We start from the raw sequence: 23409 nt of genomic DNA on the forward strand, positions 1-23409 counted from the left end.
CCTTAGGAAGATCACCTACGTCGCGCGACGCAGCGGATTAGAGACCGCGCAGGGCGCGGGGCTGCTCGAGGGCCTTGAGGCCGGTCGCGGCGGCCAAATCGGTCGCAGCGGCGGCGTGCACCACCCCGGTGGCGGCGCCGTGACCCGTGGTGAGCAAGATCGGTTCGCTCCCGGCCGTCGCATCGATCAGTGCGCTCCACCATGCACCGTCTTCCGCCTCCCCGGCCTCGGCCGCGATCACGAAGTCGTAGGCGGCGGCGAAGTCGAAGGTGAGGCTCATGCGGCGTTGCAGGTCGAGCAGCTCCACCGGGTTGCGGTTGTTGAGGTCGATCGCGAAGGAGCCGCTCGCCCACGCCCCGGTGAGGCCGAAGTTGAGTTCGCTCACGCGCACGTCGCCGAGACCGCTGGTGGCGAGATCGAAGGAAAGCGTTTTGCTGGTTTCGCCAGCCGCAAAGGTGAGTCGTCCACCGAGCGGGTTGGCCGCACTCGATTCGTTGGCTGTGAGGCGGTAGTTGAGCGCGAGCGACTGGGTGGCGGGATTGGAGAGGGTCACATCAATCTCGATACGCCCGTCCGTCGTGTAGCGCACTTCATCGGCCACCGTGATGGTCGGGTAGGACACCACCGAGAAGCGGGTGGTCGCGCTGCCGTGAGCGTCGCTGCCGACCAAATCAAAGACGGCGAGACCACTCAAATCGGTGCGGGCGGTCAGCACGAGTTGGCCATCGCGGATGACCGCATCGACGGTGGGATTGGCGCCCAGCGCGGTGATCGCGTAAGCGGCGTCGCCGTTGGGATCGTCGAAGATCTCGGCCAGGTCGAAGGAGACCGACTGCCCGGCGGTGAGCACCTGGTTGGGCACGGGTTGGGCGACTTGGACAACCGGATTGATGCCATCGAGGGACAGCACGAAAGCCTGTGTCGTGGACGCTTCGCCGTCGCTCACCGTCACGGTGAGGGTGGTCTCTCCGTTGTCAGCGAGTCCGGTGGGAACGACCAGCGTCCACTCGCCGTTGTTATGCTCAAAGCTCACGGCGTCGGCAGCGACGATGCTCTCATCGCTGGAGGTGACGGTGAAGCTGAGATCGGACGCGCGGCTATCCTCGTCGGTGAGGGTCAGCGCGATGTGCGCCTCGTGGGCGCCAAGGGTGATCTGATCGGCGATGGCGGCCAACTCCGGCCCCACGGACGGGGTGAGCTGCACTTGGCTGCGCAGGTCGTCGAGCGCGTCGTCGCTGAATTGGTCGGTCACATCGTCGGCGGTGCTGCTGCCATTGCCGAGGGATTCGAGCGAGGTGTTCACGGCATCGAGGAAGACGGCCTTGTTGGCGGCGAGGGCACGATCGACATCACCGCCGGCGGCGACCGTCTCGGAGATGTCCTGCGCGACGTTGCTCAAGACCGTGGCAGCGGCGGTGGCGACGGTTTCATCGAGGTCGCGGCCGGTGCGATTGCTCGCGCCGACGAGCACGGTGGCGACGGTCTGCGCGTCGGTGAGGTCGAGGTCGACGATTCCGTCGCCGTCGTTGGCATCGGCGATGAGCACCGAGGCGAGATGATCGATCACGGCGTCCTGCAGCCCGGCGTCGCCGTTGTTGCCGAGCAAGCCCGCACCACCGGTGACGAGACTGGAAAGCATGGCGCCGGCGCCCAGAGTGGCGCTTTCGGTGGCGGCCCCCGCTCCGGTGTCGGCGAGCGGGTTGAAGCTGTCGACATCCACATCGTCGGGCAGGTTGAAGGCATCGGCGATGAGGCCGGAGGCGTCGTCTTCGGACAGGCCTTGATCGACCAGCGAAACCTGCAGGGAAGTGAGCGGATTGATATTACCCTCGATGCCGCTGCCGTAATTGGTGGCGAGGCCGGCGGCGGCGACCGGGTTGGTGAGACCGTTGTCGTTATCGGTGCCACCGGTGATGACAAAGACGCCCTCGGACGGGTCGATGCGGCCATTGCCGTTGGTGTCAAACGGCGCGAGTCGGCCGAGGCGGGCGGCGGCATCGATGTCGAGTGGATCGGCAAAGGTGAAGATGCCCATGTCGTCCGGCGTCACCCGCACCTCGCCGGCATCGTAAACGCCGTTGCCGTTGGCGTCGGCAAAGACGAACTCCGCATCCACCACCGGCAGGCTGCCCTCCACGGCGGTATCGATGCGGGTGAGCGGCGCGCGGGCCCCGTAGAGTGCAAGTTCGAGTCCGAGAGCCTCAACACCGTCGAGCAAGCCATCGCCGTCGTCGTCGAAGACCGCGAAGGCCGTGCCCTCCACCAGCGGGTTATCGGTATCAAACGACGTTACTTCGTCAAAGCTCGCCACGACGTTGAGCTCACCGTCATCGAAGACGCCGTTCCCGTTGGCATCACGGTAGAGCAAGCGATCGTCGGCGGTTTGGTCGACCACCATGCCATTGACCGCGTAGAGGCTGATTTCATCGGCGCTGAGCACGCCATCGCCATTCGTATCAAACGGCGTCAGCTGACCCAGCGGACGATAGGCCACCGTGACCTCCCCCTCGAGGACTTCATTGCCCTCGGCGTCAGGATCAAACGCGGTGGCAAAATCGAAGTTGCCCTCCTCGTCGGCCAGCGTGAACGGCTCACCCTCGTCGAGCACGCCGTTGCGATTCACGTCGAGGAAGACGGTCGAGCCGCCCACATCGGACAGCCAGACACGGAAGCCGCCCTTGAGGCGCACATGCACCGTGAAGTTAAACTTCCAGATGCGGATGCTCACATCCATGCGGCCGCTGTTCAGATCAATGGAAGCGCGGTAACTGGTCGAGGCGCTGTAGGTTTTCTTCCACCACAACACTTTGAAGGTCTTGCGCGCCCAGGCGCTGCCGCTGGCCGTCGCCCGCGCCCGGTCGTGCCCCACGTCGAAGTAAATGTCGCCCCGCGCGCCGATATCGCCGCCGAAGTAGAAACCGATGTGGCCATCAACGCGCCAATGGCCGTTGCTGCTGTTGAAGTAACCGCTCACCGAACCGTTCAGCCCCCACATGCTGACCTTCGACTGCGGCACCGAGATGTAGATGCCGCCATCGATGGAGCGGATGTTCAGCGCACCATCGATAAGCAGCGTGCCGCCCAGCACCACGAAGCGCACGCGATCGATGCTCAGCGACCACCCGTCGGCATTGGCGGAGAAGTGACCGCTGATGCCGGCGTAGTCACCCGGAACATACACCGTGCCACGCAGCGAGCCGCGAATGCCTTCGTGGTCGACGGTGATGGAAATATTGCCGACCGCGCCGATCGTGCGATTGCCCACATCCATCCGCGCGGTGCCGGTGAGGCTGAAGGTGCCGTCGGAGTGGATGTAACCGTCGAGGGTGAAGTTGGAATTGAGCCCCGGAATGCGGCTCTCGGCCGACATGCGATTGATCGCGATCTCCAAGACCCCGTTGCGTTGGCGCACGTTGAGGTCGCCGTCGAGCAGCATCAGACCGCCGAGCAGGACGAAGCGCGACGAGCCTTCCAAATCGAAGCCCGAAGAGTCGGCCGTGAGCGAACCGGTGAAGCTCGCATAATCTCCCGGCACGTAGAGCTGGCCGCTGAACGATCCGGCAAAACCGTCCTGCGTGATGTGCACCGTGATGTCGATTTCCGCACCGACGGTGCGGTTGCCCACCGTCAACGAGGTCGTGCCGGTGAGGGAGAACTGCCCGTTGGAGCGGATGTAGCCACTCACGGCGATGTGCGAGCCCAGTCCAGGCACACGAGACTCCAGGTCGATGTCATCGAAGGTGAAGCTCAGCGTGTTGTTGCGGTAGGAAATGCCCAGGTCGCCATCGAGCACCACCAGCGCGCCCAGCAGGGCAAAGCGGGAGCTCACCGCCAGATCGAAGCCATCGCAGTCGGCGGCGAAGGTGCCGGAGAAGCTGGCGTAGTCGCCCGGCACGGTGAGACGACCGCTGACATCGGCGGAAACACCCTCGTCACGAATCACCAGATCGAGCGTGGCCGTGGCGCCCAAGGTATCGTTGCCCACGGCGAGCGAACTCTGGCCGGTCAGATAAAAGTCACCGTCAGCGTGAATGTAACCATCGATGCGGAAGGTGGTGTCCCAGCCCGGGATGCGCGACGTCACGTGAATGTTGTCGAGTGCGACCGAGAGTTCGCTGTTGCGCAGCGTCATGGCGAAGCCGCCGTCGAGGATGAACGCTCCGCCGAGCAAACCGAAGCGCGCTTGAATATCCAAGTCGAAGCCGGCGCTGTTGGCCGAGAAGCTGCCGCTGAAATCGTTGTAGTCGCCCGGCACATACAGGGTGCCGTCGATCGCGCCGGAAATGCCGGAGTCCCGCACGCGCAGGTCGACGGTGCCACTGACGCCCAACGTGGAGTTGCCGACACCGACATCGGCGCTGCCGCTGAGATCGAAGGTCCCGTCGGAGTTCACGTAGCCATCGAGCGTGAAGCTGGAGTCCCAACCCGGGATCCGGCTCTCCGCGCTCATGCGATTGATCGCAATCTCCAGCACGCCGTTGTGCTGGCGCACGTTGATGCCGCCATCGAGCAGGACCAGACCACCGAGCAGCACGAAGCGCGCATTGCCTTCGAGATCGAAGCCGCTGGTGTCGGCGGAAAGACTGCCCGTAAAGCTGCCGTAGTCGCCCGGCACATACACGCTGCCGCTGAAGTCACCGGCAAAACCGTCCGGCGTGAGGCTCACATCGATATCGACTTCGGCGCCGACCGTGTTGGTCCCGACGTCAAACGAGGTGGTGCCGAGGATCTCGAAGTCCCCGCTGCCGTCGATGTAACCGCTCACGGTGAACGAGCCATCCAGCCCCGGCACCCGCGACTGCGCGGTCATTTCCGCGATGGTGAAGCGACTGCGCTCGGTGGTCTGCACCAGCGTGAACGAACCGTCCAGGAGCACGATGCCGCCGAGCAGCACAAAGCGGGTGGAGGCCGAGATCTGGTAACCCGTAGCATCGGCCGCGAAGGTGCCGCTGTAGCTGCCATAGTCGCCCGGCACGTAGAGTGAACCGGAGACCGCGCCGGCGATGCCGTCGTTGTTCACGCGCAACTCCACGGTGCCGTCGGCCCCCAGCGTCGTGTCGCCGACGTCGAGCGTCATGGAGCCCTGCAGATCGAAGACGCCGATCGAATTGATGTGACCGCTTACGGTGGCGGTCTGCTCAATACCCGGGACGCGCAAGGTCAGCTGCACCTCGTCCAGCGCGAGACTGAAGATGCCCTCGGACAAGGTGGCTTCGAACCCACCGTCGATGCGCACGATGCCACCGAGCAGCACGAAGGCGGTTTCATCGACGGTCAGACGCGCCTCATCGGCGGTCATGGCAAAGGTGCCACTGAGGTGACCGTAGTCACCGCCCGGCACGTAAAGATCGCCGCTGACGGTTCCGGTGAGGCCAGTCTCGTTGTTCAGGTTCGCCTGCAAGGTGCCGAAGGCCCCGGCGAGGTCGCGGTCGCCCATGGCGAGGGTGAAGCTGCCGTTCAGGTCGAAGTCGCCGGTGGAGCTGATGAAGCCGTCGAAGTGACCGTCCATGCCCGGCAAGAGCGTCGCATCCATGTCGGCCCAGAGTTGCGCTTCGCCGTCGGTCCATTGGAAGGCCGCCTCGCCCGTGAGCTCAGTGAAGCCGAGGCGCAGGGTGGCGTCGACGAGGCCAACTTCGTAAGTGGACGGCGCCACCTCTTCCCAAACGCCGTCCCACGTGTTGATGCGGAGGTAGGCCGAGCCCTCGAGCGTCATGAAGGCGTTGTCGATGCCACCCCACTCGAGCGCGAGATTGGCCACAAACCCACGGTCCGGGTGAATGAACATGCGCCCATCCAGGCTCGCGGTGGCGCCAAAGAAATCGACCGTGCCCTGGGCGCTCATCGCAAACTCCACACTGTTGGCGGAGAGATCAAATTCGCCCTGCACGCTGAGGCCGCCGCTCACGTTGATCGCGCCGCTCATGTGCGTGCGCAGCATATTACCGGCTTCGATGGTGATCTCCGGCACGTCGATGCCCGAGGCACTGAAGGCCGCCACCGTCACCGCGTCGCTCATCGTGCTGGCCCGCAACGTCCACGTGCCGTCGAAGTCGATCCCCGGCACGCCGTCGCCGCCCGTGAGCGAGAGGTCGAGGTTGGTCACCACCCCGTCTTCGCCGATGAGAATGAAGCCCGACGCGTCATAGGCGAAGGGGCGCCAGTCGCCGATCCCGATCGAGGCACTGCCATCGAAGGCGATCGCGCCGTAACCCTGCTCCCAGTCAACCGTGAGAATCGATTGGCCGGAAAGCTGGGCACCGAGCACATCGAAGCTCATCACCCCGGCGATACGCAGCGAATTGGCCGCAATGGTCAGACCACCCGCCTCCTGTTCGGTGTCGGTCGTATTGAGCGTCATGGTGACGCCTGCATCGTAATCCGGCGTCAGCTTCATGCCCGCGACGGAGAGCGAATCGGTGGAGCGCGTCAGGCTGTAGGCCCCCCAGACGCCGTCGCCGGTGATGATCATGTCCGCGACGACGTTGGCCTCAAAGAGCGTGAGTCCGTCAAAGTCGCCACTCGCCGGCAGGCCGACCGAGACGGTGCCGCTGTTTTCAAACGCCACGCCGCCGTCGCCCGCGTAGAAACGCTGGTTGCCCGTCAGCGAAGCGACCCCCACGCCGATCGCACCGGAGCGAAGAATCTCGATGTAGGACCCGGCGGCTAGCGCAACGTCGCCCGCCTGCTGGGCCGCGCCGGTGGTGTTGAGCAGGAGTTGAATCGATTCCTCGGCGCCGATCGTGCCGAAGTCGATGCCGAGCGCCGCGGCGGCATCGGTGCCGACCTGGCGATCCATGTCGATGGCCGCCCAGACGCCGTCGCCACCGACATGCAACGCACCGACCATGGTCGCGTTGTAGAGCGCCAGCTCGGTGCCCGGGATGCCGACCCACACCTCTTGGTCGAAGGTGATGTCGAGGTTTTGATCTTCCACGATCAGCGACATCGGACCACCGGAGCGCGCGATGCCGAAGTCGATCTCACCCACCGTATCGATGGCAAAGTAGTTGCCCGCCTCCAGCGCCACGCCAGCGATCTCACGCGCTTCGCCCGTGGTGTTGAGACGGAGCAAGAAGGATTGTTCGGCCTTAAACGGCAGCGTTACACCACCGAGTTCGATGCGATCCGAGGCCAAACTCTGCTCCAGATCGATCGCGGCGATCGCGCCAGTTGAGTCGAAGCGGAAGCCGCCCGATTGGGCGAAACGCGCCAACTCGCCGAGCCCCGGAATCGTGAGCTCCAACTCGGCCACACTCTGCATCTCAAACACACCGGCCGTATCGGCCTCGAAGCGGAACAGGCCCGTCATCGTAGCAATGCCGTAAGACATGCTGCCGCTCACTTCGAAGCGCGCGTAAACTCCGGCCTCCAGCTCGACATCGCCGAAGGTGTAGCTGTTACCGGTGGTATTAACCGCCAGGCGATACGACGCATCGGGTCCGACCTCCATGCCGAAGGCGTCGAGCTGGGCAAAGGTCGGCACCACCTCCAGCGCCGTCGCGATGCCGTCACGGTTGATGACCAAACCGCCGTCCACCGCGAAGTTGAAGAGCTGCAGGTCATCGCCGCCCGCGAAGCCCGGAATGCTGATGTCGACCTCGCTCTCCATCTCCAACAACAACCCCGTGCCATCGACGCGGAAGATGTAATCACCACTCGAGGTGAAGCCGCCGAGATCGATGTCACCGTGCGCCTCCACTTGATAGAGCGGACCCGCCGGCAACGTGAGATCGAAGAGCTGGTATTCGCTGCCCGTGGTGTTGATCACGAGCTGGTAGGTGAGGTCGGTGCCGAGATACTCGCGGATGGCCGCGTCGCCGGCAGCGAGCTCCAGATCGAATATACCCGCCACGCCGTCGAGACCGAGGTTAAACGCCCCCGTCGCACTGAAGCTCAGCAGCGGGTCGCCTTCCGGACCGAGGTCGTAAGTGAACGATGTGAGCATGCGCGTGCGGTTGAGCGATCCCTCAATCGCGAAGCGTCCCGACAGGTCGATCGCGCCCACCGTCGCGGTGCCTTCCACCGCCAACTGCAGGATCGGCCCGGCCGGAATATCGCCCTGCTCCACCCCGGTGGTGTTGATCACGATCGAAGCCGAACCGGCAAAATCGAGCCCCGGAATATCCAGTCCCAGATCCTCCGCCGCGACATCGAGAGCGATGTCTTCCACGATGCCCGGGATGTCGAGGTTGATGCTGAAGTCGATCGGCACCTCCAACAACACGGTGTCTTCGGCCCGCAAGACCAACGCCGCCGAAGCGGCAAACCCGATGCCGGTGGTCGAGGCGGTGAGGTCGTAAACGCCGCTCATCGACACATCGCCGATCTCCAGGTTGCCCTCCACCCGCACACGAGCGCCCAGGCCCGGCGGCACGCCATCCCGTTCGGTATGGGTGGTGTTGATACCGAGCGTGTAGGTGGCGTCGGCACTGAAACCGAAACCGTATTGGTCGCGATTGTTGGAGCCCTCGGTCAGCGAGAGACTCGCGTAAAGGCCGGAGCCATCGAGGGCGAAGCTGCCATCGTAATCGAAGCTGTAGAACGTGATACCCGCGACCCCCAGCGAGACACTGCCGGTCGAGTCGATGAGGATGCTCCCCACGCCGACCGAGAAGCCGTAGGTGCCGCTCAGGCGCAGCGCGCCGATCACCATGTCGCCCGAAGCCTCGACCCGGGCATACGGACCGGCCGGCAGGTCCAGTTCCCCCACCGTCTGCGCCGCGCCCGTTGTATTGATTTCCAAGCGGTAGCTGGCCTCCAACGAGAACCCGAGCGCGCCCGTATCCAGCCCCGCGGTCGGCAGGTTGATGGCGAAGCCGCCCCAGATGCCGTTCACGCTCGCGCTCAGCCCACCCACCACGTCGAAGGTCAGCAAGTTCAGGTCACCCACCGCGAGGTGGAGCGAAGCATCAAACGCGATGGTGAGACTCGTATCGAACAGACCCGCCCCATCGGACACCTCCAGGAAATAGCTGCCGTCAAACTCCAGTCCGCCAACCTCGATCTGACCGTTCATCGCCACGCGGAAGGAGCCGCCCTCATCCAGCGTGAGCCCGGGCACCTCGATGCCCCCCACGGTGTAGCTCGCAATGGTCGTCGCTTCGGTAAAGGTGCTGACCCGTAGGTGGTAGTCGCCGTTCAGCGTGAGCCCGGGGATGCCGGCGCCGCCGACTAATTCGAGATCGAGATCAAACCCGACGCCCGCATCGGCGATGAACACAAAGCCGGTCGCTTCGTAACTGAACGGCGTCCAGTCTCCGAGCGTCATGTCGTAGGTGCCACGCACGAGGCCACCGATCACGCGGTTGGTGCTGTCGATGGTGAAGAGCACGTTGCTCTCGATCGTCTGCCCCAGGACCCCAAACGAAAGCAGCGCGCCCATACTGAAGGAGCCCGCGCGCAGCGTCTCCTCTCCCACCATCTGGTCGTCGCTGGTGGTGTTGATGGTGAGCGTCCAACGGTTCTCGTAGTCGGGCGTGAGATCGACTCCAGCGACGGTGATCGGATTCACCACATCGGCCAGCGTGCCCAGCCCATAGACCCCACCCGGGGTGAGGTTGAGTTCGATCGAGGCTTCGCCGTTGTAGAGGGCGATCTCATCACTCACGCCGGCAATCGCCGGCAGGCCGAAGAAGATGTCCAGGTCGCCGCCGAGCAACAGTCCGTGCTCATCGACACGGAAGATCATCGCGCCGGTCACACTCGCCACCCCGATCGAGAGCGAATCTTCGCTATAAACCTCGAGGTAGTGACCCGCCTCCAAGACCACCTCGCCGAGCACCACTTCCTCACCGGTGGTGTTGATGCGCAGCATGCGCACCTGGTCGAGGCCGATCGTGTCGACTTGCAGACCCAGCGTATCCAAACCGCTGAGACCGACCGGTGCGTTGAGAATGACCGCGCCCGCGATACCGTTGGCCTTGATGGAGAGGCCACCCTGCGTCTGGTAGCGTAGCAGGCTGATATCCGTGCCCGGCAACCCGAGGACGAAATCTGCACTGGTCACCAACTCGATACCGGTCTCGCCCACCTCGAGCACGTAGTATCCTTCGAACCAACCCGGACCGAGATAGATCGCGCCCTCGGTGGCGATGCGCAGGTAGCGACCGGCGTCCAAGGTGACACCGTTGATGGTCTGCTCAGCGCCCGTGGTATTGAAGAGAATCGTCGCGGCTTGTTCGGCCCCCATCGGCAACTCGATTTCGAACAGCGAAAGGGATTCCTGTGCCCCCATATCCACGTCGATGGCGGCTACCACCCCGTCCGGTCCGATCCGCATCCCGCCGGTCGCTCCCACCCGGAAGAGCTCCACCGGATCGCCACCGATCACCGCGGGGAATTCCGCGATCATATCCGTGGCAAGGAGCAGTTCGGCGGTTTCGTTTTCCACCGACAGGCTGAAGTCACCTTCGAAGCGCGTGACGCCGTAAGTCAGGCTCGAGCTGAACAGCACGCGGGCGTAGTGCCCGGCCTCGAGATCGATGCCCTCGATGGTTTGCGCCGCGCCCGTGGTGTTGATGCGCAACGCAAAGTTGGTCTCGGTGTCGAGGTTCAGACCGACCGATTCGAAGTTAATGTCGTTGGGCACCACATCGAGCGCGGCCACCAGACCATCGAGCCCAAGGTGCATGCCGCCGACGGCCGTGAGGTTCATCAGCGTCAGCTCGCCGACCGCAATCTCGGCCGAAGCGTCCATAGTCAGCGCCACGCCTTCGCCACTGGCCACAAGGGTGAAGGTGCCCACCAGCGAAAGCCCGGCGGCGTGGAACGTGCCAATCGCGCCAATTCCCACGGTCGGCCCCGCCGGCAACTCGCGATCGCCGAGCGTGTAGGGCACGGGGCGCGTGTTGACTTCGACGAAGAAGTAGAAGTCGGCCGAGAAGTAGTCTTGGAAAACCGGAACGCCTCCGGTCAGGGCGAGGTTCAGGTAACCCGCCGCGCCGAGCAGCGTGAGTTCGATTTCGCCCGTTCCAGTAAAACTCAACACCGGCTCGTTCGCTGGCCCCAGATTGACCGCAAAGTCACTGATCATCGTCACACTGCCCAAGGTGCTCTCGAAGCCGAAGGTGCCATCGAGCGCGAGCCCACCGATCACCGCCTGGCCTTCGATGTTGAAGCGCAGGATCGGGCCGGGCGGGATCTCACCCTGTTGCTCGGCCGTGGTGTTGATCATGATCTGCGCCGCACCACTCAGCTCGAGTCCGGGCACATTGATACCGAGGTCAGCCAGGGAGAGTTCGAGGTCGATCTGCTCGATGATGCCCGGGATATCCAACTCGATCTCAAACTCGAGTGGCACCCGGAAGAGTTCGTCGCCCCCCGCGCGGAAAATCAGCGCGGCCGAAGCAGCGAAACCGATGCCCGTCGTGGAGGCATTGAGCGTATACACGCCGTCGATCTCCCAGTTACCGATGACCAGCGCACCCGTCGCGATGATGCGCGCCCCCAGACCCGCCGCCACCCCGTTGATCTCCTCTTGAGTGGTGTTGAGCGATAGCTCGTAACTGGTCGCCGCACTGAAGCCAAAACCGTAAACCGTCGGCGCGCTGCGCGACTGCGCCAACGCCAGCTGGGCAAAGATCCCGTCGTCGCGAATGAGCAAGGTGCCGGCGAAGTCAAAGGAAGCGAACTCGATGTCGCCGATGCCGAGACTCACGGAACCCGTGGCCACGGCCGACACGCCGTCGACGGCGGCGGACAAGTCGTAGGTGCCCACGAAGCGCCATGCGCCCACGATGAGCGCCCCTGCTGCCCGCACATGGGCATATCGACCGGCGTCGAGCGTCACGTCGCCCAGCGTTTGGTCGGCGTTGGTGGTGTTGACCTGGAGTTGGTTGGTGGCGTCGAAGGAGAAGCCCAGCCCGAGCGAGGGCAGGCCCACACTGGTGTCGATCACCAGGTCGGCCCAACCGTAGAGTCCACTGGCATCGATGCGGAAGATGCCCTGCGCGTCGTATTGATAGAAAGTGATGTCGGCCACCGCGAGGCGCACCTTGGCTTCGTAGTCGAGCTGCACCTGACCATCGGCCACCTGGAAGTCGAACACGCCTTCGAGGTCGACGAGATCCAGCAACTTGAGTGTGCCCTCGGCGCGCACGATGAGATACGGCCCGGCCGCACCGATGGATTCACCATCCGCCGACGGAGGACCGCGCGGCAGGTGGATGCGTGTAACCGTGGAACTGGCGGCCAACTGCGACGGCAGGGAGAAGTCCACGTCCTCGCCGGTCGTATTCATGATAAACTCGTAGTGGCCGTCCAACTCCACCCCGATGGCCGCCAACACGTCGTCGTCCGGATCGAGATCGAGGGTAAATTGAGCCGCCATGCCCGGCGCGATGCCGTTCAGCTCCAGATGGAGATAACCTTGCGAATTGAAGCGTAACAACGGCGTGGATACCGGCCCCGCCAGCAGCGTGCCGCTGGTGAGCACATCGAAGCCGTTGGCCGACCACGTCATGCTGGCCAGCCCCTGCAAGCGGAAGAGCTCGGTGCCACCCGGCGCAAACGAAAGCAGGCCCTCGACCAAAATGCTGGCTTCGCCCGGACCGACCGTGAAGGTGCGCGGTTCCTCCTGGCCCGCCAGGGTGAGCGAGTAGTCGATCGCCTCGCTGGTGGTATTGAAGCGCAGCAGCGCGAACGCCTCGATATCGAGGCCGATGCTCTCGAGTTGGGTGAAGTCGGCCGGCGCCAGCGCGAGCATGCCAGCCAGTTCGATGGTTTCGTCTTCGCCGAAGAAGACGCTGAAGTCGCCCGCCATACCCACCACGTCGCCGAGATACGGCACGGCCGCGCGACCATCGACCGTGATGTGCAGACTCGGGGCGTTAAGCGCGACCTCGAAGGACACGCCGCCTCCCAGCACGAAGCCCGGAATGCCCGCGATCTCCAGCTGCGCCCCACCCTCCAAACGAATGATGAACTGCTCGAACGGAGCCGCCGGCGGATTGTCCGGATCGACCGTCTCGCCGAAGTCGAAGGACAGCAGGCCGTAAATCGTCGCCACCGGCACCTCGCTCGGCAGCTCGGCAAGGAAGATCACCGTGCCGTCGCCTTCAGTGATGAAGGCGCTCATGTCGATGTAGAGATTGGCCGTGAAGCTGAAGGAGCCGCCGAGCTGGAACGCACCGCGCGCCAGGAACCGCCCGCGCGAATCCATCTTGAAGTCGGCCTGAATGTTGAAGGTCGCCGTGCTCGCGTAGATCGAGAAGATGGTGACGCCGCCCTCGATGGTGAAGGGACTGAGCAGCAGGCCGAAGTTGCCCGATTCCGCGTGCGCCGCGATTTGCGTGGCGAGCGAACCTTCGAGGATCTCACGCCATTCGTTGAAGCCCAGGTCGCCGGACGGAGTGAACTCCGGATGGTCCCGCAAGGCCAGCGGATCGTCGACCGAGGGCAGTTCGGAATTGAAAGTGATGCCGCCGCGGAAATCCGTGAACGCGATGCCGACGTAGGGAATCGTGAGCGGCACGGTCGCCTTGATGTAACCCTGCAGCGGACCAAATTGCGAGAGACCGAGGTAGACCTCCAACCCGCCATAACCGGCGACATTGATCGAGCCACGCACCGCCCCCCACAACACGCCGTCGGCCACCGTCGTGGTGGTGTCGTCATCGGCGATCTGGTTGCCGGCCGCATCGAGGCGCACCATGCCGAGCACGAGACCCGCCGACACTTCAGCGGAAGCGATTTTGCCGCCCACCGACAACGCGACTTCCCCCAGACCGATGATCGGGAAGGCACCCGATTTGAGCGCGCCCACATCGATGACCAACCCTTCGATGCTGCCGTAGAGCGTCAGCTGACTGCCCGCGAGATTGTCGATGCCTACCGAGGCGCTCAGCCGCAGCGTAAAGTCGAGTGGATCCGCCGCGAGGTCCGGCCAGGCGAGTTCAAAGACCGACACCTCGATCGGCATCCACTCCGGCCACTTGATCAACCCGCTGGCGCTCGCCCCAAACTCGAAGGACACCGCAAAATCTTCGGCCGGAATCAGGGCACCGTTAGCCGCGACCGCGAAGTTGCGCGCGCTACCACTCAGTCCGACGCCGGGAATGCTCGCCGTAAGCGAACCGACCGACAACAGGACCTCATCTCCCGTGGCGTCGAAATCAAAGGTCGCCGCCGTCGCCTCCAGCTCAAGCAAACTGCCGAGCGTGACCGACAGGCTGTCCACCGATGCCGACCGCAGGTCCAAAACCGGATCGGCAAACGTGATGCCGCCCGTGTCCTGATCAACCGTCGTGATGGTGAGACTGAGACCGACCGCGGCGTTGGTCACCTGCACATAGTTGCCCAGCGTGAAACTCACCGCGAAGTCCGCATCCACCGCGAGCACGCCCGTCGTCACATCCAGCGATCCCGCGATGGTAGCCGAAACCGCGCCCGACACGTTGCCCGTGCTCGATCCCGCCGCGAGCGACAACGAACCACCGAAGTCCGGCACCCACGCACCCTCGGCGTAACCACCCAGCATGATGCTGCCCGAGAAACTGAAGGACTCGCCCACGTTCAAATCGCTGACGCCGATCTCGATCGGTCCCAAATCCCACGGGGTAATCACGCCGTCGACCACCCGCACGGTGAAGGATACCGTATCCGTGCCATCGTCCGCCGTCGTATCGCCGATGCGCAGGATCGGCGTGAACGGCAGCGCACTCAGTTTCGAGAAGTCGAAAACGCCGTCCACCGACAGATCAAAGGCATCGAGGCGGAACACTTCGCCCTCATCGCGTTGGCCGTTGCCGTTCGTATCGCCGAGGAAGCGCGCGCCCACGCCATTGAGGTTGAAGGGCAACACACCGGCCAACGCCAGGCTGTCCGCGAGGCCCGAGGTATCGAGGCTCATCGCCACCGCACTGGGCGCGCCACCCGACGTGAGTTCGAAGCCTGTCACCGTGCCGCCCACGCCAAGTCCCGGCAACTCCACCGCGATTTCTCCGAGCGAGAGCACCACGTCACTCGCCGGGCGGATGCTGACCGCCGTCGCGTTAAAGCTCACCAAGCCCGGCACGACAAACGCCACACTCGCCGCCTCCAAAATGAAGGGATCCGATTCCGCCGTAAAATCGTAGCTGCCGTTAAAGCCGGTCACACTCGCCGTGAAACCGGTGCTGTCCGGGAACAACGCCGCGGCGCCCGCAGACAGGTTGACCGAATCGAGCGAGATCCCCGCACCGGTGATGCTGAAACCACTGAAGCCCACCGCGACCTCCGACGCACTCAGGATCGAGCCGACCGTCATCTCTCCCGCCGTAGCCTGCACCGACAGATCCAGCAACTCCAGCGCCCCCGACTCCCAAGTGCGCACCGTAAAGTCCACCGCGATGCCCGCGTCGACAAAGTCGATGCTGTTGCCCAAGCCAAAGGTGATCGCCGTCGACAGGCTGAGCTGCAGCGTGCCCGCCGCCACGTCGTGGGCGCCACTCACGTCGACGGTGGTCGAGGTCGGTGCGCTGGCGGCGTTGTTTGCCGGGGGCCGCAATGAGGTCAACGTGAGCGCTCCGCCCAAGGTGCCCGACCAAACGCCCGCCGAATAGCCGCCCAGAGTGACACTGCCGTCGATCTGCAGCAGACTGCCAATCCGCAGCTCCTCGATGCCCAAGGTGATCGTGGGCGACTCGATGATATGCAGGACGCCCTCTTCCACCTGCACCGTGAAGGCAAACTCGACCGGCGTCGCATCATCGCTGCGCGAGGTCTGATCCCCGATGACGATGTAGGGGGTGAACGGCAGGGCCGAGAACAGCCCGAAGTTCAGGGTGCCCGCCACCGAGAGGTTGAAGTCCTCGAAGGTGATCCGCTCCCCTTCCCCGAGCCCGGCCAATGCGACGCGCGTGATGTTCAGCGGCAACAGTCCGGCCAGCTGGAGGTCTTCCGCGAAACCCGAGGTGTCTAGCGTGATGCTGGTCGCACTCGGCGTGCCGTTGGCGGCGAGTTCAAACCCCGTGACCGAACCATTCACGCCGAGGCTAGGCAGATTGGCTTCAACCGAAGCCAGCGACATGATCACCGCATCGTTGGGCGTGAGACTCACGCCGGTCGCGCTGAAGGTAACCTTACCCGCGAGCGCGAAGTCCACCGTTGCGGCGGTCAGCTCAAAGGTGTCCGGATCGGTGCTGAAGTCGTAGCTGCCCGAGAAGCCCGTGGTCGTCGCGGTGATGCCCAGGCTGTTGCCCGGCAGCAGCGTCGCGCTACCCGCGCTCAGGCTGATCGAACCCAGCCCCACCCGACTGCCGCTCACGGTCAGGCCGGTAAGTCCCGCAGTCACGTTGCTCGCACTGAAGAGCGACCCTACCGTCAACGTGCCGATGGCGAGGTTGGCTTCGGCGATTCTGAACACCACGCCGTCGGTCTCATCGTCGCGGATCGTGAAGTTCGTCGTGGCGACCGCCCCACCCAGCGTGATCGTAGTGCCGATGCCGAGGTCGAGCGTCGCGGCGGTGTTCACCGTGATGGTGCCCGTGCTCACGTCGACCGAGCCGGTCACTGCAGCCGAGGCGCTACCGGTCACCGTGCCGTTCAACGACGTTACCGTGAGCGCACCCGCGAAGGTTCCGCCCCACACGCCGTCGGTGTAACCGCCCAACGTCACGCTGCCGTCGATCTCCAGCAGGCTGCCGATCTGCAGTCCCTCGATGCCCAGGCTGATGGTGGGCGTATCCCAAATCTGGATATCGCCGCTATCAAGTCGCACCGTGAAGCTGAACTCCGCCGCCGTCTCGTCATCGCTACGCGAGGTCTGCCCATCAATCGTGATACTCGGCGTGAACGGCAGGCCGCCCAAGCCACTGAAGTCGATCGTGCCGGTGACCGTGAGGTCAAAGTTGTCGAAGCCGACTCGTTCGCCCTCCGCCGGCGGCGTCAGCGCGATGGTCGCGATGTTAAACGGCAACACGCCACCCAACCCCAGGTTGTCCGCCAGGCCGGACGTATTCAATGTGATGCTGGTCGCCGTCGGCGTGCCGTCGGCAGCAAGTTCAAAACCGGTGATCGATCCACTCACCCCAAGACCCGGTAGGCTCGCTTCAACCGAAGCCACCGCCATGATCACCGCATCGTTGGGCGTAAGGCTCACGCCGGTCGCGCTGAAGGTCACTTTACCCGCGAGCGCAAAGTCCACCGTAGCCGCAGTCAGCTCAAAGGTGTCCGGTTCGGTGCTGAAGTCGTAGCTGCCCGAGAAGCCCGTGGTCGTCGCGGTGATGCCCAGGCTGTTACCCGGCAGCAGCGTCGCCGCACCCGCACTCAGGCTGATCGAGCCCAGCCCCACCCCACTGCCGCTCACCGTCAGGCCGGTCAGCCCCGCCGACACGTTGCTGGCACTGAAGAGTGACCCGACCGTCAGCGTGCCGATGGCGAGGTTGGCTTCGACGATGCTGAACACCACGCCGTCGGTCTCGTCGTCGCGGATCGTGAAGTTCGTCGTGGCGACCGCCCCACCAAGCGTGATCGTGGTGCCGATGCCGAGGTCGAGCGTCGCGGCGGTGTTCACCGTGATGGTGCCCGTGCTCACCTCGACCGATCCGGTCACTGCGGCCGAGGCGCTGCCGGTCACCGTGCCGTTCAGCGACGTGACCGTGAGCGCACCAGCGAAGGTTCCGCCCCACACACCGTCGGTGTAACCGCCCAACGTCACACTGCCATCGATCTCCAACAGGCTGCCAATCTGCAGGCCCTCGATACCCAGGCTGATGGTGGGTGTATCCCAAATCTGGATATCGCCACTATCGAGCCGCACCGTGAAGCTAAACTCCGCCGCCGTCTCGTCATCACTGCGCGAGGTCTGCCCATCAATCGTGATGCTCGGCGTGAACGGCAGGCCGCTCAATCCACTGAAGTCGATCGTGCCCGTGACCGTGAGGTCAAAGTTGTCGAAGCCGACCCGTTCCCCTTCCGCCGGCGGCGTCAGCGCGATGGTCGCGATGTTGAACGGCAACACGCCGCCCAGCCCGAGGCTGTCCGCCAAACCAGACGTATCCAATGTGATGCTGGTCGCCGTCGGTGTGCCGTCGGCCGCGAGCTCAAAGCCGGTGATCGATCCACTCACGCCGAGACCCGGCAGGCTCGCGTCAACCGACGCGACCGCCATGATCACTGCATCGTTGGGCGTGAGGCTCACACCCGTCGCACTGAAGGTAACTTTGCCCGCGAGCGCGAAGTCCACCGTCGCCGCAGTCAGCTCAAAGGTATCCGGATCGGTGCTGAAGTCATAGCTGCCCGAGAAGCCGGTGGTTGTCGCGGTGATGCCCAGACTGTTGCCCGGCAGCAGCGTCGCCGCACCCGCGCTCAGGCTGATCGAACCGAGCCCCACCCCACTGCCGCTCACCGTCAGGCCGGTGAGTCCCGCGGTCACGTTGCTGGCAGTGAAGAGTGACCCTACCGTCAGCGTGCCAATCGAGGCCGTGGTGGTGCTAAAGCTGAGGGCGATGCCATCGCTCTCCGTCGGGGCGATGGTGAAGTTGGCAGTGAGCGCGGTGTCGGTGAACGCGATGGTCGAGCCGATGCCGAGGTCAAGCGTCGCGCCGGTGTTGACCGTGAGGGTGCCCGTCTCGGCATCAAGCGATCCGGTGACCGTCGCGCTCGCCGAGCCAGTGACGGTCTCATTGAGGGACGCCACCGTGAGCGTGCCGCCGAAGTCACCGACCCAAACGCCGTCGGTGTAACCGCCCAGCGTGATCTGGCCATCGATGGAAACCAGGTCGCCGATCTGCAGATCGCCCACGCCGAGCGTGATGCTCTCCGTTTGCCAAATTTGGAATGAGCCCTCAACGACCCGCAGGGTGACGGCAAAGGCGTCGGTGCCGTCATCGAAGGTCTCCGCCCCCACCTCCACGATCGGAGTGAAGGGCAGCGCACTCAGCACGCTGAAGTCGAAGGTTCCGGTGACGGTGAGGTCGAAGGAGTCGAGCCGGAAGGTCTCGCCCACGTCGCGCACGCCATTGCCATTGGTGTCGCCGAGGAAGTCGACCGCGATGCCCGTGATGCCGAGCGGCAACAGTCCGCCCAGCTCGAGTCGCTCGGTGAGGCCGACGGTGTCCAACGTGAAGCCCACCGCCGAAGGCGTGCCATCGCTGGCGATCTCGAGCCCGGTGATTTCGCCGGTGATGCCAAAGGCCGGCAGGTTGGCGGTCAGGTTGGCCGCAGCAAAAACGGTATCACCCTCGGGACGGATCGAGATGCCGGAGGCTTGGAAATCAACCAAACCGTCGATCGCGAAAGCGAAGGTGTCGGCGGTCAGCGCCAAGCGATCATTCGCCACGCTGAAGTCGTAGGTGCCACTCAGGTTGGTGGCCGAGGCGGTGAAGATCTCGCCGTCCGGGAAAAGCACGGCAGCGTCGGCCGCGAGCGTTACGCTATCGGCGGAGACCGCACCATCGAGGAAGGAGAAGCTGTTGAAGCTCAGCGACACTCCACTGAGGGAGAGGGTCGAGCCGATGGAAACACTGTCCAGGTTCAGGCTGCCGGATCCGATCGTCAGGCCATTGGTGCGCAGCGACAGGTTGGCAGCCGTCAGACTCGGAGGGCCGGTGCTCGGGGCGCTGGTCAGGAAAAGAAGTTCCACCGTAACGTTCTCGATCGAGACGAGCTCCTGCTCGTCGGTCACGTTGCGTTCGTGCCGCAACACGACACCGGCGGCGGCCACCCGCACGATATTCTCCGCGACGACCTCAAACTGGTCGGCGGTGGTGGAGAATTCCTGAGTGGCAAAATTGAAGCTGCCGGCGACCGCGATCGAGTCGGCATCGTCACCATCGGTGATGCTGGCGGTGAAGGGCGCCCCGTCCGGACCAAAGGTGCTGTCGCCGCCGCTGAAGGTCAGCGCGCCCGACCACGTGCCGGCGTTGAGGTCGCTGATCGCCGAAATGCTGGCGCTGAAATCGGCGATGCTCAGATAGGTGCCTCCGGCGGGATTGGTGATCGCGACGAGGTCGTTGGAATACGTGCCGGTGAAGGCGAGTTGGTCCTGATCGAAGGTCGCGCCCAGACTCACCGTCGGCGCGATCCCGACATGACTGAGCACGTCGAGTGCGGTGTCGAAACTGCCGCTGCCGTTAAACGTGGCGGAACTCAGATCGACCGCGAAGCTCCAACTCGCGACATCGAAGCCGAGCCAGGAGGTCGCACTGCCGCTGCCGGCCAAGGTCCAACTCAGACCGTCGCCCGCCCGCGTGCCGGTGAGGTTGAGGTCGCCCCCGGCCACCTCCGGCAAACTCAGTTGCGCGCTCAAACCGGGCGTGCCGCCCACGATCGTGACCAGCGTGCCCGAATCGCGCGAGAGCGCATAGGCGTTGGTATAGGCCAGCTGCAGCGGACCGGAGGTCACCGCGAACTGCGTGTCGACCGTGCCTGCAGCGGTCGCCGTCGTGCCGCCGCTATCGTAATGCAAGCGCACCTCCGTGCCCACCGTGGTCGTGCCGGTGACATTCACGGTGCGTCCGCCTTGGCGCAAAGAACCCGACAGCGTCGCGCCGCCGGCCAAGGCCAACGCCAGGTAGGTATCGGACAACAGATTGAAGGCACCGTCGCGCAGCTCGAAGACGACGTGCTGCACCAGGGTGGCCACCAGATCGAGCACCGCGGTCAAACTCGCCTCGTCGGCAAAGCCCGCGAAGAGATCACTCGGCTCCACCCAGGCGTTGGCAAATCCCGCCGCGAGCGACCGATCCGTCGCCACGGTGCGGTCAAGGGTGGCGACGAAGTCCACGCCCGGCGCGCTGGTATCGACCGAATAGCCGGCGTTTTCCAAGGCCGTGATCGTCGAAGCCAGGTCGGTGGCTCCGCTGATAGTCGGCAGCGCCAGCGATCCCGCGAGCGCGCTAAGATCAAAGAGGTCGTCCAGCTCCGCCGGCAGCGTGGGCACGGTGAAGGTGGCCCCGGTGAGATCGAAGTCGTTCAACATCGTCTGCAGCGTGGTGCTCGCCGCCCCCAGACCGTCGCCGACCACGGTCGCGGTAGTGTCGGCCGGCTGTCCACCCACCGTGACTACGTTGAAGGTCGTCCCCTGCCACGCCGCCTCGACGCTGAATTCGGCACCTACGATCACCTGAATATCTGCCGGATCGCCGATGAGGGATCCATTGATGACCACCATGCCGACAATCGCAGTGCCTTCGCTCGTGTCGCTGAAGTCGGCATCATTGGCGTTCAGCGTGATGCCGCCGGAACTACCGAACGTGACTGCCCCGGTGAGCGACAGGGCGTCAAAGGTGTCGACCGCCAGCACGTCGAGCTCGATGCCCCATGTGCCGGTGAAGGTGATCGCCTGACCGCCATCGATGGTCAGGGCCCCGGTCGGCGCGATGAGGCCGCCGATCCCAATGCCGCCGTTGGCCGTGAGTCGGCCTTGGCCCGTGAGCGTGCCGGCACTAAAGTCGATCGCCGCGGCCGCACGCAGGTGTGAGGCCGTATCGCGCAGATTCAAGACGCCACCGCTGATCATCAGGGCCGCCGTGCCAAAGAGCTCGGCACTGGCAGTGCCCGCCAAACGGAATTCACCGCCGCTCAGCGTCCAAATCGCCGCATCCTCGATCCGCAGCACCGAGGCGTCGTTGGCCGCGAAGAGCCCGTCAATTTGCTCGAAGCTGGCATCGTTGGTGAGCTGCATGAACGCCTCGTCGTTGAAACGCCACGTCCCCTCCGTCTGATACAACCGGGCCGAATCCCGCACCAAAATCTGCGAGTGCGTCGCGGCGGTGAAATCACCCGCGATGGCAGCCACGGCATTCTCACTCAGGTTAAGGAAAGACCCAGTGAGGCTCAGCCCCTGAAGCGAGAGCATGCCACCGGCGCCCATATTCAAGGTCGCACCGTTGACCAAGGCCAGGGTGCCCGCATCAAGCGCCAGCGCGGTCAAATCCAAGGTAAGGTTATCGACCGTGATGACCGCATCGGCGGCGAGACCGGTGATTATGACCTCATCACCCGCCGTCGGCAGATGACCATTGGCCCAGTTGGCCAGGTCACTCCAATCGCCGCCGGCAGGACTGATCCACGTCGCGGTGAGCGGCAGGTAAGTCAGCACGGTCAGCGCACCGGACTCCCAGGTCGCCGTCACCGTTTGGTTGGTCCCAGGCAGGATAGCGAACGACGGTGCGCCGACGGGGAGCTCTCCGGTGATGGTGAGCAGATTGCCCAAGAACGTCTCGTGCAGCGTGTCCCCAAAGTCGGCCGCGGACGCGTCGAGCGTAACCACACCACCGGCGTCGGTCTCAACATTCACCGTGCCCGCGATGGAGACCTGGTCAAAATCACCGGTGCCAAACACCTCGAGTTCGATGCTCCAGGCACCGATGAGATCCAGCACTCCGGGCACTTCGTCTTCACCGTAAACGATGTCGATTGTGCCCGCCGTATCCACTCCACCGGGACGCAGGATGGAGTCGGCGAACTCGAGCCGTTGGTTGAGTCGGTAGGTGCCCTCGCCCCGCAGAACACTGTTGTTGAAGGTGACGACGGACTCGTTGAACGCCGCCAGAGTAGCGTTGCTCAAAGTCACCACCGCATCGGTCACATCGAGCGTGGAATCGTGGTAGAGATTCACCTCGCCGGTCTGCACCACCAACTCTCCGCCGCTCATGACATAGGCACCGCTGATCGCAAACTGCTCGACCAAACTCGTCGTGAGCACGCCGGTCGTCTGGGTGAAGGTCGTGCCAGTATTCACGTGGGCAAATCCGCCTTGGCTCCAGGTAGCTCCGGACCACGTCAGACTCGCGCCCTCTTCCAGCAGCTCAAACCGCGTGTCGCTGTCAAAATGCACATCACCGGTGATCGTGCTGTCCCCGGAGGTCAGCACGAGCTGGCTACCGGTATTGACGGTAAGCTCCACCGTATTGAGCGCGCCGTTTATCACCAGAATCGTGCCGTTTTCTAGCGTGAGACTCGCGAGGGCGGCCGTGTTGCCGTTGAGCGTGACACTCGCCTCCGGTCCCACACCGGTGATGACCACATCGTCACCTGCCACCGGCACGAGGCCGTTCTCCCAATTTGACGGATCGTTCCAATCACCGCCCGCCGGGTTGACCCAGACGCCCCCCGCCGGCGCGACCACCAACGGGATCGCCTCAGCGGTATCCCCAAAATCATCGCCATGCTCACCTGTCAGGGCGGCCATGAGATCGCCGGAAAAATCATCCGGCTGCGCCAGCACCTCCACCCGCGCACCGGCATCGGCGCCATCGAGCAGCGCCGCCGCAGCGCCGCCGCCGAAGCCATCGGCGGAGAGCATGATCCGCGGCTCCAAAGCCTGGACCTCAAACGCTTGCTCAAACTCCGCGCGACGGATCGACATGATCAAAAAGCGACACGTCCGCGCCGAACACAGCGTTCGGCCGGAGCAAGCGAGGATAGAAGTGGAGAGAAGCGGGGCAGCACTTGGCAGAGCCTATACTACAAACTGAGGGCAAAGAG

Annotated in this window: 1 protein-coding gene; it reads right to left on the reverse strand. The window is 64.2% G+C overall.

Features of this window, described 5'->3' with window-relative positions; translation table 11 throughout:
- Nucleotides 1-37: 37 nt before the first annotated feature.
- Entirely contained in the window at nt 38-23290 is a 23253-nt protein-coding gene (locus K1X11_RS11270) for an LEPR-XLL domain-containing protein (RefSeq protein ID WP_221032086.1), read from the reverse strand.
- Nucleotides 23291-23409 lie beyond the last annotated feature (119 nt).

The organism is Actomonas aquatica (assembly GCF_019679435.2).
Classification (GTDB): Bacteria; Verrucomicrobiota; Verrucomicrobiia; order Opitutales; family Opitutaceae; genus Actomonas; species Actomonas aquatica.